This is a genomic window from Acidithiobacillus ferrivorans (assembly GCF_016250455.1).
GTDB classification, from domain to species: domain Bacteria; phylum Pseudomonadota; class Gammaproteobacteria; order Acidithiobacillales; family Acidithiobacillaceae; genus Acidithiobacillus; species Acidithiobacillus ferrivorans.
Map to the genome: position 1 here is coordinate 2,557,605 of NZ_CP059488.1, position 15,636 is coordinate 2,573,240.

Genomic DNA, 15,636 nt, shown 5'->3' on the forward strand with positions numbered 1-15,636 from the left:
CTTCCTCACAAACGACGCACCAGCGCCGCACTAAACTCCGCTGTACTCAGGGCGGGCACATCACCGCGCAGGGCCGCCAGGTCACCGGTCACCTCGCCGCTGGCGATTGCCGCGTTCATGGCTGCCACGATGCGCATCGCCGCCTCGCCCCAGCCCAGATGGTCCAGCATCATCACCGCCGACAAAATCAGCGAGCTAGGATTGGCCTTGCCCTGCCCGGCGATGTCCGGTGCCGTGCCGTGGGTGGCCTCAAAAATCGCATGGGTATCCGAGAGGTTCGCGCCGGGTGCCATACCAATCCCTCCGACCTCTGCCGCCAGGGCATCGGAAATATAGTCGCCGTTGAGATTGAGCGTCGCCACCACCGCATAATCCTCCGGACGCAGCAGAATCTGCTGGAGAAAATTATCGGCGATGACATCTTTGATAATCAGCTTGCCATCGGCAACGGCCTGCTGTTCTGCCTGCTGCGCGGCTGCTTTGCCTGCGGCTTTGGCGATAGTCGCCTTCTGCCGCCAGGTAAAGACCCTTCCGGCGAACTCCCGCTCAGCCAGGGCATAGCCCCAGTCGCGGAAACCCCCTTCGGTGAACTTCATGATATTGCCCTTATGCACCAGGCTCACCGAAGGCTTGCCATGCTCCAGCGCATACTGGATGGCGCGCCGCACCAATCGCTCCGAGCCCGCCACCGACACCGGCTTGATGCCGATGGCGGAACTGGCGGGGAAGCGAATTTTGCTGACCCCCATCTCTTCCTGCAAAAAACGCAGGAGCTTTTCCACTTCCGGGCTGCCCGCCGGCCACTCGATACCGGCGTAAATGTCCTCGGAATTTTCCCGAAAGATGACCATATCCACCTTCTCCGGGTGGCACACGGGACTGGGCGTGCCCGCAAAATAACGCACCGGCCGCAAGCAGACGTAGAGATCCAGATCCTGGCGCAGCGCCACATTGAGACTGCGGATACCACCGCCTACTGGCGTCTCCAAGGGCCCTTTGATAGCGACTTTATACTCCCGGATGGCGGCCATGGTTTCTTCGGGCAGATATTGCCCCTCACCGTAGAGCGCCACGGCCTTTTGCCCGGCGAACAGCTCCATCCAGGCAATCCGCCGCTGACCGCCATAGGCGGCCCGCACCGCTGCATCCACCACCGCACGCATGGCTGGCGTGACGTCGCAGCCAATGCCATCCCCTTCGATGAAGGGAATAATGGGCTGCTCCGGTACCTGCAGCACCGCATCCACCCAGGTAATGGGCTGCCCCTGAGCCGGAACCTGAATATGCGCCATGGTCACGATACTTTCTCCAGTTGTTCGCTGGCCCAGGACAAGGCGCCCCCCTTCAGGATCAACTCCAGATCACGGGCACTCGCCAACTGCGGCATGACCGCAATATCCAGCCCTTGGGTTGCATTGCGCAGAGTCAGCACCTGACCCAGCGCCAGCCCCTTGAGATCCAAACTCAGCTGGTCCCCCGCCTGCATCTTGGCATAATCCGCCGCGTCCACAAAAGTCAGGGGCAAGATGCCGAAGTTGATGAGATTAGCGAGGTGAATGCGCGCAAAAGATTGTACCAGTACCCCACGCACCCCGAGATAGCGGGGTGCCAGCGCCGCATGTTCACGGCTGGAACCCTGTCCGTAGTTATGTCCCGCTACGATAAAGCCGCCGCCAGCCGCCTTGGCACGGGTCGGGAAGGTCTCATCCACCATATGGAAAACAAACTCCGAAATGGCGGGCAGATTGGAACGCAGCGGCAGCACCTTGGCCCCGGCCGGCATGATGTGGTCGGTGGTGATGTCATCTCCCAGGCGGATCAGCACCTCGCCCTGCAGGCTTGCCGGTGCGGCCTGCCCGGTGGGGAGTTTGGCGATGTTGGGGCCACGGATGATATCCACCGGGCTGCCTTCGGCGGCGGGGGCGAGTACCATGCGGTCATCCACCAGAAAGCGTTCCGGCACCGGTATGTGAATGGGCGCCAAGCCCAGGTCGCGGGGATCGGTGATCACCCCGGTCAGGGCACAGGCAGCGCAGGTTTCCGGGCTCGCCAGATACACCGCCGCATTTTTAGTGCCGGAACGCCCATAGAAATTGCGGTTGAAGGAACGTATCGAAACCCCTTCCGAAGGCGGCGCGAAACCCATACCGATACAGGGCCCGCAAGCCGATTCCAGAATACGCGAACCCGCTCCGATGAAATCGAGCAGGCCACCATCCCTGGTCACCATTTCCATGACCTGACGCGAGCCCGGCGACACCCCCAAACTCAAGCCGTCGGCAATGACTTTCCCTTTCAACATCTGCGCCACCGTCATCAAATCGGTGTAGGAGGAGTTGGTGCAAGATCCGATAGCCACCTGCGCCACGGGCGTTCCCGCCACCTCGCGCACTTTCCGGACGTTGTCTGGGCTATGCGGACAGGCGATGAGGGGCTCCAACTGGTCGAGATCGATTTCCAGTACTTCGTCATAGCTGGCATCGGCATCCGGCACCCACTCCGACCAGGAGGCATCACGCCCCTGCGCCGCCAGGTAACGGCGGGTCACGGCATCACTGGGGAACACACTGGTGGTGGCACCCAATTCGGCACCCATGTTGGTGATGGTCGCCCGCTCCGGCACACTGAGCTGCGCCACCCCCGGTCCGAAATACTCAAACACCTTACCGACACCACCCTTCACCGTCTTGTGGCGCAGCACTTCGAGAATAATGTCCTTGGCGCTGACAAAAGGCTGCAAGCGGCCGGTCAGTTTGACCCCGACCAGCTGCGGCATATTGAGGTTGAAAGGCAAACCACCCATGGCCAGGGCAATGTCGAGACCGCCCGCACCGATGGCCAGCATGCCTGCTCCGCCGGATGTCGGCGTGTGGGAATCGGAGCCCAGCAGGGTGCCGCCCGGCCTGGAAAAACGCTCCAGGTGCACCTGATGGCAGATGCCGTTGCCGGGGCGCGAGAAATGCACGCCATATTTCGCGGCAAAGCTTTGCAGAAAACGATGATCATCAGCGTTCTCAAAACCCGACTGGAGCATGTTGTGGTCCACATAGGACACCGAGAGCTCCGTGCGCACACGCGGCAAGCCGAGGGCCTCGAATTGCAGATAGGCCATGGTCCCCGTGGCGTCCTGGGTCAGGGTCTGGTCGATACGGATTGCGATAGAGCTCCCCGCTTCCAGCGTACCACTAACCAAATGGGCGGCAATAATCTTCTGGGTGACATTCATAGCCATGCACTGCTCTCCTGAATCTGCGGGAAATCGGTCGGGAACAACGGACGCCTCCATCATCGCAAAAGCACCGCTCCGCGCCAAGTATCAGCAGACCCTAAATGGCGAAAAGGGACTAGATCCAGGCGGTCGCCCGCCGCAAACGCACTAACGTCTCTTCCCTGCCCAACAAAGCCAGCGTCGCATCAATAGGCGGTGACACCGCCCGCCCGGCCACCGCCACCCGCAGGGGTTGCGCGACCTTGCCCATCTTACCGTCGGCATGGGTCACCGCCAGTTCCTGTAGCACGCTGTGAATCGCCGCCGCCTCCCAGTTCGGCAATGCGTCCAGCGCCTGCGCCAGGGTTACCAGCAAGGCGCCCTGTCCGTGCAGATGTTTCTCCACATCTTTGGGTTCACCGGCCACCGGCGCCACATAGAACATCGCCGCCGCCGCCGCCATCTCCACCAAGGTCTTGGAGCGCTCCTGCAACAGCGCCACCACCGCCGGAAGGGCCGGTCCGGACGCCAGCAAAGACTCGGTTACGCCCACGGCGTTGAGGTAAGGCAGTAGATGCTGCGTCAGCCCTTCCGGCGTCAGCCGTTGCATATGCTGGGCATTGATCCACAACAGCTTCTCCGGGTTGAAGGCCGATGCCGCCTTGTTCACCGTATCAATGCGGAAAAATTCCACCATTTCCTCGCGGGTAAAGATTTCCTGATCGCCATGGGACCAGCCCAGCCGCACCAGAAAATTGAGCAGCGCGTCAGGCAAAAAACCCTGCTCGCGGTATTCCAGCACACTCACCGCCCCGTGACGCTTGGACAGCTTTTGCTTGTCCGGCCCGAGAATCATCGGCACATGGGCATAGGCGGGCACCCGCGCACCCAGCGCCTGCAGAATCTGCATCTGCCGCGGCGTATTATTGAGATGATCGTCGCCGCGGATCACATGGGTGATCCCCATATCCCAGTCATCCACCACCACGCAGAAGTTGTAGGTCGGCGTCCCGTCGGAGCGCGCAATAATCAGATCGTCCAGTTCACTGTTCTGAAAGCGCACCGTACCGTGAATCAGGTCTTCCACCACGGTCTCACCGCCATCCGGGCTGCGGAAGCGGATCACCGGTGTGACCCCATCACGCGCAGCCGTGCGCTGCCGGCAACGTCCGTCATAGCGCGCTTTCTCGCCGCGCCCGCGCTGATCTTCGCGCATGGCTTCCACTTCTTCACGGCTGCAATAGCAATGATAGGCCGTCCCTGCCGCCAGCATCTGCGCCAGCACTTCCCGGTAGCGGTCGATGCGCCGCATCTGATAGAACGGACCTTCATCCCAGTCCAGCCCCAGCCAGGCCATCCCCTCCAGAATGGCGGCCGTCGCTTCCGGCGTCGAGCGCCCCACATCCGTATCCTCGATACGCAGCACGAAGTGCCCTCCCTGCTGACGTGCATGCAGCCAGGAGTAAAGCGCGGTGCGCACACCACCAATATGCAGATAACCGGTGGGACTGGGGGCAAAACGGGTACGAACGGACATGGCGCGCAACCTGAGACTAGCGAAAAGAGGATAGTAACAGCCTCTTTGTCCCGCCGGTATCCTTCGCACCACTGGCTTTCGCCGCGAATCATGCCCTGCACAGACCGGAAAACATCGTTTGACTCAAGGCATTCCTTTTGCTTATTATCCAGTAACGGGTGACAAGCTCGATGCCAACTCACTGTTTATTATAATATCATTTTACGAAGGATTATATCTGCGGGACGCCCATTGTGGACCGAGCCTGCCCAGGAAGGAGTAGCATGAAAAAGGGAATCATCGCTGTCGCCACGTTGATGGCGCTGGGGGGCATTCCTATGGTCTGGGCGGAGAGTCAGACCATAGGCCTGCAACAAAGTGATCTTCAGAGTGGTGTGGCAGAAGCCTTGAACAGCACTGGGCAAACTGCGGATTTGCAAGGCGGTGGGTCCGGCAACGGGCAAACCGCGGATTTGCAAGGCGGTGGATCCGGCAACGGGCAAAGCGGCAACGCTTCCAGCCTGTCAGCCACCCTGCAGCAGTTCGAGGCATCAGGTGCCTTTGGTCACCAGACGGAGATCGGCAATGTATGGACACATATTGATGACGGCCTGCGGATCAGCGAGGTCTCACGGGTAGAAGTGGACAAATGGCGTACCTGGTTCCTGCAACACCAGGGTAAGCTGGAACAAATCTTCGATAACTCCCGTCCTTTCCTTTATTATGTGGTGTCAGCAATTGCGCAGCGCGGCCTCCCTATGGAATTGGCGCTGCTACCGGCTATCGAGAGTGGTTATAACCCCAAGGCCTATTCTCCGGCGGCCGCAGCGGGTCTCTGGCAATTCATACCCGGTACCGCACGCAATTTCGGCCTGCAAAATACCCGCTACGGTGATCCCCGCCTGAGCCTCACCGCCTCCACGCACGCCGCTCTCGACTATCTGTCTTATCTCTATAACTATTTTGGCGGCAACTGGCTCCTCGCCATCGCGTCCTATAATGCCGGACAAGGCACCGTCTCCGCCGCCATCCAGCAAAATGTCGCGGCGGGCAAGCCCACGGACTTCTGGGACCTCACCCTCCCGAAGCAAACAGAAAACTACGTTGCCGAGTTACTCGCCCTGGCGCAGGTCATCAAAAACGCCAGGGCTTACCATGTTTCCCTGCCCGTCATTCCCAATGCGGCACATATTGTGGTAGTAACCACCCCAAAGTCCGTGGCACTCAACGTAGCAGCGAATCTGATGAACATGCCGGTCAGCGAATTGCGGCGCCTCAATGCCGGGCTGAGCTATGGCATCGCACCGGCTGATTACCAGCTCGTAGTTCCCAAAGACAAGGCTGGAGCACTGAAAACAGCGCTTTTGACCATGCCCCGGGAAGTAACCGCACGACCCGTAGCCGCATCTGCAGCAGCACCACGACTCAGTCACATCACCCTCCGCCCCGGTGAGACGCTCTGGCATCTGGCGCAACGGGCCGGGGTCAGCATTACCAATCTCAAACGCTGGAATCACATCCGTTCCGCACGCGACCTGCAGGTCGGACAACACCTGGTTGTCTATGGCGCCAGCGGGCTGCGTCATGCGGTCTATGCGCAAAACAGCCAGCCGCTCAGGGTGCGTCCGGGCAACACGCTCGCGCAGATCGCGCAGCGGGCCGGCGTCAGCGTCCACGACCTCATGCGCTGGAACCATATCCGTTCCGCGCGCGACCTGCAGGTCGGCGAAATCCTCCATATCCGTGGCGGTGCCACACCAACACTGGTCCATACGGCCGCGCGCGGTCACCAGCGCCTTACCGTCCGGCCCGGTGAAAGTCTCTGGCAAATCGCGCAACGCGCCGGGGTCGGCGTCGCCGTACTGGCCCACGCCAACCACCTCACCGAGCGGACCGTCCTCCATCCTGGACAGGTGCTGAACATCCCGGCACACACAGTAGTTGCCGCTATCAATCACCGGCAGGAACGCGCGGCCACCCAGGCACGGACGACAACTTATGTAGTGCGTCAGGGCGACACGCTCTGGCAGATTGCCCAGCAATTCCATGTCCAGCCCCACTCGCTGATGCAGTGGAATCGCCTAGCCTCGGCCAGCGATATTCAACCGGGCTCACGTCTCACCATTTATACGCGCTGATTCTGGCGTAAGGGGTTTTTGCAATGGGTTTTATGGGAGGAAAAAAGGCACTGGTTGTCGGCGTCGCCAATGACCGCTCCATCTGCTGGGGTATCGCTCTGGCCATGCATCGCCAGGGTGCGGAAGTGCTCCTCACCTATCAGGGCGAGCGCACCAAAAGCCGGGTGGAAGAGCTGGCAAGCCAAATCGGTGCACCAGAACCCCTGGAACTGGACCTGATGAACGAGGAGCAACTGGCTGGCACCATGCATAAGATCCAGTCACTCTGGGGCGGCGTCGATATCGGCATTCATGGCGCGGCTTTTGCGCCCAAAGACGAACTCAACGGCAGTTATCTGGACGCCACCACCCGCGAGGGCTTCCGCATTGCCCACGAGGTATCCTCTTACAGCTTCACCGCCATGGCCAAGGCCATGCACCCGCTCATGCAGGGTCGGCAGGGCGCCTTGCTGGCTCTCAGCTACCTCGGCGCCGAGCGCGCCATGGCCAACTACAATGTAATGGGACTCGCCAAGGCCAGCCTTGAAGCCAGCGTCCGTTATCTCGCCTACGCGCTGGGGCCGGACGGCATCCGCGTCAACGCCATTTCCGCGGGGCCTATCCGTACCCTCGCGGCCAGCGGCATCGGCGAGTTCCGCAAAATTCTGGATCATTATGCGGAACATGCGCCCCTGCACCGCAACGTGACGCAAGAAGAGGTCGGCAACACCGCCGCCTTCCTCTGCTCCGACCTCGCTTCTGGCATCACCGGCGAGATCACCTACGTGGACGCAGGTTTCAACACCGTCGGCTTCTAAGACGTACGCCGAACCATCACGGCGCGCCGCTCACCCCATTGCGCGCCCCACCTCCGCCAGCATTTCCTCGAAACTTTTGGCAAAAACGGCCAGACCTTCGGCCTGCAACTGCTCCGCGACAGCTCCGTCCATATCGATACCCAGGCTGGCCAGTCGCGCCATAGTCTGCTGCGCTCCTGCCATATCATCTTCGATCCGTGCCACCAGGCTGCCGTGATCACGGAGTTTGACCAACGTTTCATCGGGCAAGGTATTGATCGTCTGCGGCCCCATCAGCGGCTCGACATAGAGCAAATCGGAGTAAGCAGCGTTTTTGGTACTGGTACTGGCCCAGAGTAGATACTGGGGTCTGCCCCCCGCAGCGCGCAGCGCCGCAAAGTCCTTACCGTGAAAAACCCCCTGATAAATGGTGTATGCCGATTTCGCCATCGCTACGGCCGCCTTACCCCGCAATGCCAAAGCCTCTGACGTACCAATAATCTCCAGCTTTTGATCGACCAGCGTATCCACCCGCGACAGGAAGAGGCTGGCGACCGCTTTCACCTTGCGCGGATCACCACCGCTGGCCACCCACTGCGTCATTCCTTTCTGATAGGCCGCAAATACGTCACGGACATGTTTTAGCCCAAACATCAGCGTCACGTTGACCGACACACCACGGCCAATGAGCGTTGCGAAGGCACGAATACCTGCGGGCGTCGCCGGTACTTTGATCAGCAGATTGTCCCGCTGCACCAACCCACGCAGCCGTTGCGCCTCAGTCACCGTAGCGGCCTCATCCTGCCCCAGCCGCGGCGACTCCTCCCAACTCACCCAGCCGTCATCGCCGTCCGTTTCCACATGCACCGGATGCAACAGATCGCAGGCCTTACGCAGATCATCCACCACCAGGCGCTCATACAACCGTTCTGCGGAGTCTGCAGGCTGGCGCAGATCCTCCTGATAGTAGGGGCTGGAGTGAATCGACTTCTGAAAAATACTGGGGTTGGAGGTCACCCCGCTGATCCCGTCCTCGTCGATATAACGCCGCAAAATATCGTCATGGATGAGGGTGCGTGACAAATTATCCAACCAGATACTTTGCCCAACCTGCTTCCTGAGTGCTCGCAAATCCGTTGCCATGCTGATCCTCCTGACTTGATACTGCCAATATACACAACATCCACCCAACCTTCAGTTTAGACCAGAGTCTGGCAGACCGTGGCATCGGACGGTCTTCGGTCAGTCCAAGCTAGTAAGCAAGGGCTTGTAGGTCAAAATTGGCTGGTAATATATGCAATTTAAAATAATAATACATCTCATCTATGCAGGCATCAGTTAAGATAATGGGGATCAATGAACTTACAGCAGCTACGATACGTTTGTGCAGTGGTGCGCCAGAAATTCAACGTCTCAGCCGCCGCAGAAGCGTTGTATACCTCGCAACCGGGGGTCAGCAAGCAGATTCAGCTTCTGGAGGATGAACTCGGCGTCGAACTCTTTGTGCGCAAAGGTAAGCGGATGATCGGGATGACGCCTGCGGGCGAGCAAATCGTGGACTTCGCCCAGCGCGTGGTGAACGACATGGAAAACATCCGGAAGGTGGGCCAGGAGTTCTCGCGCGGGGATTATGGCAGGCTGGTGGTTGCCACTACCCACACCCAGGCACGTTACGTCATGCCCAAGGCGGTCAAGATTTTTGCCGAGCGTTATCCAGGGGTTCATTTGCGGCTGCGCCAAGGCAGCCCCACGCAGATCGCGGAAATGTTGGCAACGGGGGATGTCGATATCGCCATCGCCACCGAAGCCCTTAACTCGCACATCGGCTTGGTCGCCCTTTCCTGCTATCAATGGAATCGCGCTGTCGTTGCGCCCCGCGGCCACCCTATTTTGGAAAAACGCCCCCTCACCTTAAAATCGATCGCTGCGTATCCCATTGTCACCTATGATACGGCCTTCGCCGGACGCTCCGCGATCGACAAAGCCTTCGCTGCACAGGGCATCAAACCCAATGTGCTGCTATCCGCCATCGACTCGGACGTGATCAAGGCATATGTGGAACTCGGACTTGGCATTGGTATCGTGGCGCAGATGGCCTACGACCCGGCGCGCGATTCGACTTTGGGCGTTGCCGATGCCAGTCACCTTTTCGAACCGAGCACCACCTACCTTGCCCTGCGCCAGGGAAGCTATTTACGCCGGTACATATATGCTTTTATAGAGATTTTCGCCCCGCACCTCGATCGACTTACTGTCGATATGGCTCTGGCTGCGGTTGGTACGGGCGATTCCACCCCGCCACTGCCAGACAGGGTCTGCTGATCGAAACGCTAAGACAGGCGGCCCCAGCTTCCAGCAATTTCCCTCTCTTTCTGATAAAGCTTATACTTCCATCAAATTTTCTGTTAACCCAGCGTAGGGCAGTCTTTTAGCTCTTCGGAGATGGTGTCGATGCGACTACTCTCAAGAACGAATTCACGGCAGGGATCATGATCTTCCGACAATTTTTTGACCCAAAGACCAAAAGGCTGAGTTACCTCTTCGCTGACCCGGCAACGCGCACAGCGGCGGTGGTCGATCCCATGCTCGCCACCGTTGATGGCATGCTGAAAACGATAGCAGGCCTAGATCTATCGCTTCAATACATTTTGGTAACCTGCATCCATCTGGACCACGAACACACGGTGTTGGCCTTAAAAGCCGTTACCGATGGGCGCGTGGTTCTGCATGAGTGGGCACCCGGTGTCCACTCCGACTTGCGGACCAGAGAAGGTGACACCCTGTATTTGGGTGAGGAAACCGTAAAAGTTATCCATACGCCCGGGCAAAGCCCCTGTGCGGTGGCCTACCAGTGGCGGGATCGTCTCTTCACCGGTGAAACGCTGCTCGCCGGAGGTGTGGGCGTCTGCGCTCCGCAGAGTAGCAACGTCACCCAGCTTTACCAGAGTATCACTTCACGCTTGCTCACATTCCCCGGTGAATACCTGGTCTATCCAAGCCGCGAATTCAAAGGCCGACGCATGAGCAGTGTAGAAGAGATACGACGCTGCTGTCACTGGTTTTATACCGGTCGCCGCGTGGGCGCCTTTGCACGCGCTTGCCAGCGCATGCTGCCCAACTGGTCCCCAGATGCGAACGAAGAAGCTTTTATAAGCGGGACTTCTGCGGAAATTTACCAGGGGGTTCAGTAAGCATTACAGCGCTTCATTTTTTGACAAAACACCCTATATTAATGATGCGTTAGAATAACTGATGTGCGGTATTTTAAATTAGAGGAAGCTCCCTCTATAATAGACAGCAACGCGACTTTTTCGTGCCCAATGCATCTACTAATTATACAGTTGCACTGAAGTAATTAACTTGCAAGACCGGAGGGATGCCATGAATTTCTACGAAAGGCCGCTGACCAAGGCGGAGATAGAAAGTAAAAAGAACATGATCACATTGGCGCTTCTAATCTATTCTATTTTTGCAGCTGCCATATCGGCAGCAAGCATTTACTTGATATGGGGATCGTTCCATCCGCACATTTTATCCATAGCGGTATCTCTTATCATATGGATGACGCTGGAAGCCCCTTGGGTGGTCTTCTCCAAGGACCATCATGATCAATACAAGCCCATTCCGCCAAACAAACTCGGAGAAATGGCTGCGTTTCTGGAACGGCATCCAGAGCTTTCCGATTATCGGGCGAAAGTGCTGGCTGAACCGCGCCCATTCATCGGGCTGGAGCTGAAAATGATCCCGTCCTATGAAAACTATCTCCAGCACCAGGAGCATGGAGAAAAACTGTATGGGAAAGATTGGCCAGAAGAATAACGGGAAGCGAGTGTCTCGCCATGGAGGCCTGGGCGATGAGCGCAGAGGGGGCATGTGTCCCCCGAATGACCAAATATCCTGCAATCGGAGCGACAGCATTATAAAACGATCATTTATGTCAAGGATGCCGCTTCAACCAGCAATTCGACCTTGCGCCCTCGCTCCGCAATCCTCAAAAAGTGCCTTTGCCGACAACAAGATATAATAATACCTGATAATTGTATTATTGCCGATTTTTGAAAGATTACGGATTTTTCTATCAAGGGTCAGCCTTGTCTGAAGCATTATTGCTGCATTAATTTTCTATTATTAACTAATATATTGGCACAACAAACCCCAGGATTAGGCGGAAGTGGCGGCATCCTGCCGCTATGCTACGGTGCCACCCTTCCTCACCTTTGAAGAACGCAATTTGCGCTCTATTTCGAGCAATCGCGACAATAACGAACATTGGGGGTTGACCATAATCAATTTCTATAGTCTTATTAAGGTGAACATGGGAAGTGAATGGGTATAAGATGATAAGTACATGCTAACGCGGGGGTGGAGACAGATGGTCCGACTTAGCTACACCAAAGGACTTGGCGCAATAAGGGCAGCCGTACCTATCGTGCTCGTCAGTATGGGCACGGTGTTTTTTGCCATGACCGAGTGTGCGGCGGCAACAGTGCATGACAATAAGCAAGTAGCAGCTACCGCTTCTTCTGCAGGGGTCGCCGCAGCTACCGCTTCTTCTACAGCGGTCGTCACAGCCGTAACACATTCTGCAGCAAGCGCACAAACAACGGCGGATACCCAAACCGGAAATATTCCGCAATCAGTGAGCAGCACTTGTATGGCATGTCATGGAATGACTGGAATATCTCCACAAGGAGCGATGTTTCCAGACTTGGCGGGGCAATGGGCTCCGTATCTAGTCAAACAGCTGGATAACTTTCGAAGTCACACGCGCGCGGACCCTATGGCAAAGGCAATCATGTGGGGCATGGCTGCTTCATTAACTCCGGCACAGGTGCAGCACGTGGCCGACTACTATTCCAAGCAGATTCCGGCAAAAGGGAAGATGGTCAACCAAAAATTGGCGGCAGCGGGTAAGAAAATATTTGAAGGCGGCATTTCTAATAAGCAGGTGCCAGCGTGCATGGCATGCCATGGTCCAACCGGCTTGGGTGATCCACCGCTCTTTCCTCGTTTGGCGGGGCAAAGACAAGCCTATGTAGTGTTACAACTGAATTATTTCAAAAAAGGTCTCAGAACGAATGACCCACACGCTATAATGCGTTATGTCGCATCACGATTATCTGAAGCACAGATTACTGAGTTAGCCACCTATGTACGAAGCTTGCCAGGGGGCACCAATGAATAATTACGTACCTGCCGATAACTTACTAAGTGGCCGCGTGATTGTTGTCACAGGTGCCGGTGAAGGGATTGGGCGCTGTGCGGCGATGGAATTTGCCAGCTTGGGTGCCGAGGTCGTTTTATTAGGCCGAACGCAACGAAAACTGGAAGCTGTGTATGACGAGATTATAGATTCAGGGTATAAACAGGCAGTTATACACCCTATGAATTTGCTCACCGCAAAAGCGAGCGATTACATAGATTTTGCGCAACGCCTAAAAGAGAATTTAGGCCGACTAGATGGCGTGCTGCATAATGCAGCGGAGCTCGATATATTAACTCCAATCCAATATTATGATGAGGAGTTATGGGAGGGCACTATGAGAGTTAATACAACTGCTCCATTCTTGTTGACGCAAGCTTGCTTGCCGATGCTGCTGGAATCAAGTGATGGCTCAATAGTGTTTATAACTGACGATTGTGCTCGCGAAGCAAAAGGCTATTGGGGTGCTTACGCCGTTAGTAAAGCGGCAACGGAGCATCTCGCCCTCACGCTCGCCGTTGAATTGCAGAAGACCAATGTTCGAGTAAATGTGATAAATCCTGGACCGTGCCGCACGGGGATGCGGGTGCGGACACACCCCGGGGCATCCATAATGTCAGTCCCACCACCAAAGGCAATAATGCCAGTCTATAATTATTTGATGGGGCCAGATAGCAAGGGAGTACGCGGTCAAATAATGGATGCTAGAGAATGGTTAGACGCGGAGCACGACGATAGTAGGAAGGTTGCTCTGGTACAATAAGGCGATCTCTATGGATGCGGACAATGCCAGCCGCGGCAGAATAGGGATACTCTAGTAATTACGATGTGGATCTTGGGGCATGAGCGAGGTTATAGAAATGACAACGGTTACAGATGCGGAACACGATCATAAGAATATTACCCGTCGGAGATTTTTGACGGCGGCGACATCTGCTGTCGGAGTAGTGGTAGGTGGGATGACTGTTGTGCCGCTAATTGAATCAATGGAACCAACAGCAGCAGCATTGGCGGCGTCGTCAACCACGGTAGATCTAAGCCCCATTGAACCTGGTATGCAGGTTACGGTTCCGTGGCAGAAAAAACCGGTAATAATAATAAATCGGACCCCGGAGATGTTGGCTTCACTAAAAGAGACGATGGATAAAGGGATTTTAAAAGACCCGCTATGTAAAGTGCCACAGCAACCTCCCTACTGTACGAATATGTATCGCTCCAGGATTCCTGAATGGTATGTCGGGATACGCATTTGTAATCATTTATGCTGCATCCCCCATTATAGGCCAAAGAAAGGTAGCGTTGCGCCATGGTGGCTCGGAGGGTTTCACTGCCCATGCCACGGTTCCATGTATGATCTGTCTTGCCGGGTAATACAAGGTTCCCCTGCCCCGCATAATATGGCTGTGCCGGAGTATGAGATCTCCACTGAAAAGATGAGCACCACGATTACCCATATGTATCCAAAAGCTCACTTGTGTTGACTAGCTGATAATTGAGGGGTAGTTCCGATGAGTAGATTCTCAGTATGGGTTAATCAGAGACTTCCTTTAGATGAGACTGTAAAAGAGCATCTAACGGAGTATTTCGCACCAAAAAACTTTAACATTCTATATTATGCAGGATCCCTGCTCCTGCTGATGATCGTAATTCAGCTAATCAGCGGCTTTTTTTTGATGGCCCATTACGATCCCACCTCCCAGGGTGCCTTCGCTTCTGTGCAAGGTATCATGTATGACACCAACTGGGGTTGGCTGATACGCTATATGCATGTGGATGGCGTATCCCTTATATTTATATTGCTTTATGCCCACATGTTTCGTGGACTTTTGTACGGATCGCATCGCACCCCACGAGAATTGGTGTGGATTATCGGGTATGTTATTTATTTGTTAATGATGGCCGAGGCGTTTGTCGGGTATGTGCTGCCATTCGGAAACCTGTCTTACTGGGCCGGAGAGGTGATCACCTCGATCATACATGCGGTGCCGATAGTCGGACCCTCCCTCACCACGCTGGCACGCGGTGGTCCAGGCATTGGGACTGCGACATTGCAGCGTTTTCTGGCGCTGCATGTTGTTCTATTCTTTCTTATCATTCTCGCAGCTATCGTGATGCATATTGTAGCCTTGCATAGAGTGGGCTCAAACAATCCTGATGGCATCGAAATAAAGAAACACAAGGGGGCAAATGGAAAACCATTAGATGGTATACCATTTCATCCATATTATACGGTGAAGGACTTATTTGGGGTGGGTGTTTTCCTGACCATATTTGTCACGATCATATTCTATGCGCCGACAATGCATGGTATCTTTATGGAGCGTACAACGTTCCTTGCCGCGAACCCGATGGTTAGCTTGCCAGACGTGACCCCGCCATGGTACCTGTCGCCTTATTATGCAATGCTCCGGGCAGTACCTAACAAGTATTATGGAATTACGATAATGATTACCTCGGTGTTGCTGCCGTTCCTGCTACCTTGGCTTGATCGCAATCCCGTTCGGTCTAGTAGATATCGTCCTGTATACAAGACCATGCTTATTGTTGCCGGAATCTCCTTCATTACTTTGGCGTGGGTGGGTGAACAGCCACCGCTACCTAAATTCTTCTTGATAGAACGGGTGGCAACAGCTTTATACCTCGGATTTTATATATTGCTGCCTATCATTAGCATGATAGAGCCAACGCGGCCCGTACCGGAGAGGGTAACAGGATGAGCAAGTACAGATATTTATGTTTCTTGTTTGTGTCAATGTTGGTGCCCACTCTGGCTTTTGGTGCGGGTGAAACCGTGC

13 protein-coding genes are annotated in these 15,636 nt (G+C 55.8%); 9 read left to right on the top strand and 4 right to left on the bottom strand.

Annotation, left to right across the window (positions count from 1 at the left end; all coding sequences use genetic code 11):
• Positions 1 to 5 precede the first annotated feature (5 nt).
• The 3 genes from icd to gltX all read right to left on the bottom strand — a co-directional run bounded on the left by icd (position 6) and on the right by gltX (position 4,745).
• A complete protein-coding gene (gene icd, locus H2515_RS12750; RefSeq protein WP_081463279.1) occupies positions 6 to 1,292 on the bottom strand; it encodes an NADP-dependent isocitrate dehydrogenase in 1,287 nt (428 codons plus the stop codon).
• Between the two features lie 2 nt (positions 1,293 to 1,294).
• Positions 1,295 to 3,232 (bottom strand): aconitate hydratase, encoded by a 1,938-nt coding sequence (locus H2515_RS12755; protein WP_198660303.1) that lies wholly within the window; start codon positions 3,230 to 3,232, stop codon positions 1,295 to 1,297.
• 112 nt (positions 3,233 to 3,344) lie between these two features.
• Positions 3,345 to 4,745 (bottom strand): glutamate--tRNA ligase, encoded by a 1,401-nt coding sequence (gene gltX / locus H2515_RS12760; RefSeq protein ID WP_198660304.1) that lies wholly within the window; start codon positions 4,743 to 4,745, stop codon positions 3,345 to 3,347.
• A gap of 263 nt (positions 4,746 to 5,008) precedes the next feature.
• Between gltX and H2515_RS12765 the strand changes: the two genes are divergently transcribed.
• Both H2515_RS12765 and H2515_RS12770 read left to right on the top strand, forming a co-directional pair.
• Positions 5,009 to 6,862: a LysM peptidoglycan-binding domain-containing protein gene (locus H2515_RS12765; RefSeq protein WP_198660305.1), complete on the top strand. Its 1,854-nt coding sequence runs from the start codon at positions 5,009 to 5,011 to the stop codon at positions 6,860 to 6,862.
• Positions 6,863 to 6,885: 23 nt separating this feature from the next.
• Complete coding sequence (locus H2515_RS12770) at positions 6,886 to 7,659, top strand: enoyl-ACP reductase FabI (protein ID WP_014028094.1); 774 nt, start codon at positions 6,886 to 6,888, stop codon at positions 7,657 to 7,659.
• A gap of 30 nt (positions 7,660 to 7,689) precedes the next feature.
• On the opposite strand, the gene tal is transcribed toward H2515_RS12770, so the two are convergent.
• Complete coding sequence (gene tal, locus H2515_RS12775) at positions 7,690 to 8,781, bottom strand: transaldolase (RefSeq protein WP_198660306.1); 1,092 nt, start codon at positions 8,779 to 8,781, stop codon at positions 7,690 to 7,692.
• Positions 8,782 to 8,994: 213 nt separating this feature from the next.
• On the opposite strand from tal, the gene H2515_RS12780 reads away from it, so the two are divergent.
• From H2515_RS12780 to H2515_RS12810, 7 genes are all read left to right on the top strand, one after another.
• The gene (locus H2515_RS12780) at positions 8,995 to 9,960 is read left to right on the top strand and encodes a CysB family HTH-type transcriptional regulator (protein ID WP_035191893.1); all 966 of its coding nucleotides are present in this window, start codon (positions 8,995 to 8,997) and stop codon (positions 9,958 to 9,960) included.
• A 167-nt stretch (positions 9,961 to 10,127) separates the two neighbouring features.
• Positions 10,128 to 10,829 (top strand): MBL fold metallo-hydrolase, encoded by a 702-nt coding sequence (locus H2515_RS12785; RefSeq protein WP_051984728.1) that lies wholly within the window; start codon positions 10,128 to 10,130, stop codon positions 10,827 to 10,829.
• 190 nt (positions 10,830 to 11,019) lie between these two features.
• Positions 11,020 to 11,457 carry a hypothetical protein gene (locus H2515_RS12790; protein WP_035191894.1) on the top strand — a complete coding sequence of 146 codons (438 nt, stop codon included), beginning with the start codon at positions 11,020 to 11,022 and terminating at the stop codon, positions 11,455 to 11,457.
• 553 nt (positions 11,458 to 12,010) lie between these two features.
• Positions 12,011 to 12,823, top strand: coding sequence for a c-type cytochrome (locus H2515_RS12795; RefSeq protein WP_198660307.1), 813 nt, complete (start codon positions 12,011 to 12,013; stop codon positions 12,821 to 12,823).
• Positions 12,816 to 13,604, top strand: a complete 789-nt coding sequence (locus tag H2515_RS12800) for a YciK family oxidoreductase (RefSeq protein WP_014028087.1) — start codon at positions 12,816 to 12,818, stop codon at positions 13,602 to 13,604. The genes H2515_RS12795 and H2515_RS12800 overlap by 8 nt, the downstream gene beginning before the upstream one ends.
• Before the next feature lie 79 nt (positions 13,605 to 13,683).
• Positions 13,684 to 14,322 carry a ubiquinol-cytochrome c reductase iron-sulfur subunit gene (petA, locus tag H2515_RS12805; RefSeq protein ID WP_223306865.1) on the top strand — a complete coding sequence of 213 codons (639 nt, stop codon included), beginning with the start codon at positions 13,684 to 13,686 and terminating at the stop codon, positions 14,320 to 14,322.
• 27 nt (positions 14,323 to 14,349) lie between these two features.
• Entirely contained in the window at positions 14,350 to 15,558 is a 1,209-nt protein-coding gene (locus tag H2515_RS12810) for a cytochrome b (protein ID WP_014028085.1), read from the top strand.
• Positions 15,559 to 15,636 lie beyond the last annotated feature (78 nt).

Coding starts and splice junctions, on each gene's coding strand:
- H2515_RS12755 (WP_198660303.1), bottom strand. CDS start 3,232: ATGGCTATGAATGTCACCCAGAAGATTATTGCCGCCCATTTGGTTAGT.
- H2515_RS12800 (WP_014028087.1), top strand. CDS start 12,816: ATGAATAATTACGTACCTGCCGATAACTTACTAAGTGGCCGCGTGATT.
- H2515_RS12765 (WP_198660305.1), top strand. CDS start 5,009: ATGAAAAAGGGAATCATCGCTGTCGCCACGTTGATGGCGCTGGGGGGC.
- tal (WP_198660306.1), bottom strand. CDS start 8,781: ATGGCAACGGATTTGCGAGCACTCAGGAAGCAGGTTGGGCAAAGTATC.
- H2515_RS12810 (WP_014028085.1), top strand. CDS start 14,350: ATGAGTAGATTCTCAGTATGGGTTAATCAGAGACTTCCTTTAGATGAG.
- H2515_RS12790 (WP_035191894.1), top strand. CDS start 11,020: ATGAATTTCTACGAAAGGCCGCTGACCAAGGCGGAGATAGAAAGTAAA.
- H2515_RS12785 (WP_051984728.1), top strand. CDS start 10,128: ATGATCTTCCGACAATTTTTTGACCCAAAGACCAAAAGGCTGAGTTAC.
- icd (WP_081463279.1), bottom strand. CDS start 1,292: ATGGCGCATATTCAGGTTCCGGCTCAGGGGCAGCCCATTACCTGGGTG.
- gltX (WP_198660304.1), bottom strand. CDS start 4,745: ATGTCCGTTCGTACCCGTTTTGCCCCCAGTCCCACCGGTTATCTGCAT.
- petA (WP_223306865.1), top strand. CDS start 13,684: ATGAGCGAGGTTATAGAAATGACAACGGTTACAGATGCGGAACACGAT.
- H2515_RS12770 (WP_014028094.1), top strand. CDS start 6,886: ATGGGTTTTATGGGAGGAAAAAAGGCACTGGTTGTCGGCGTCGCCAAT.
- H2515_RS12795 (WP_198660307.1), top strand. CDS start 12,011: ATGGTCCGACTTAGCTACACCAAAGGACTTGGCGCAATAAGGGCAGCC.
- H2515_RS12780 (WP_035191893.1), top strand. CDS start 8,995: ATGAACTTACAGCAGCTACGATACGTTTGTGCAGTGGTGCGCCAGAAA.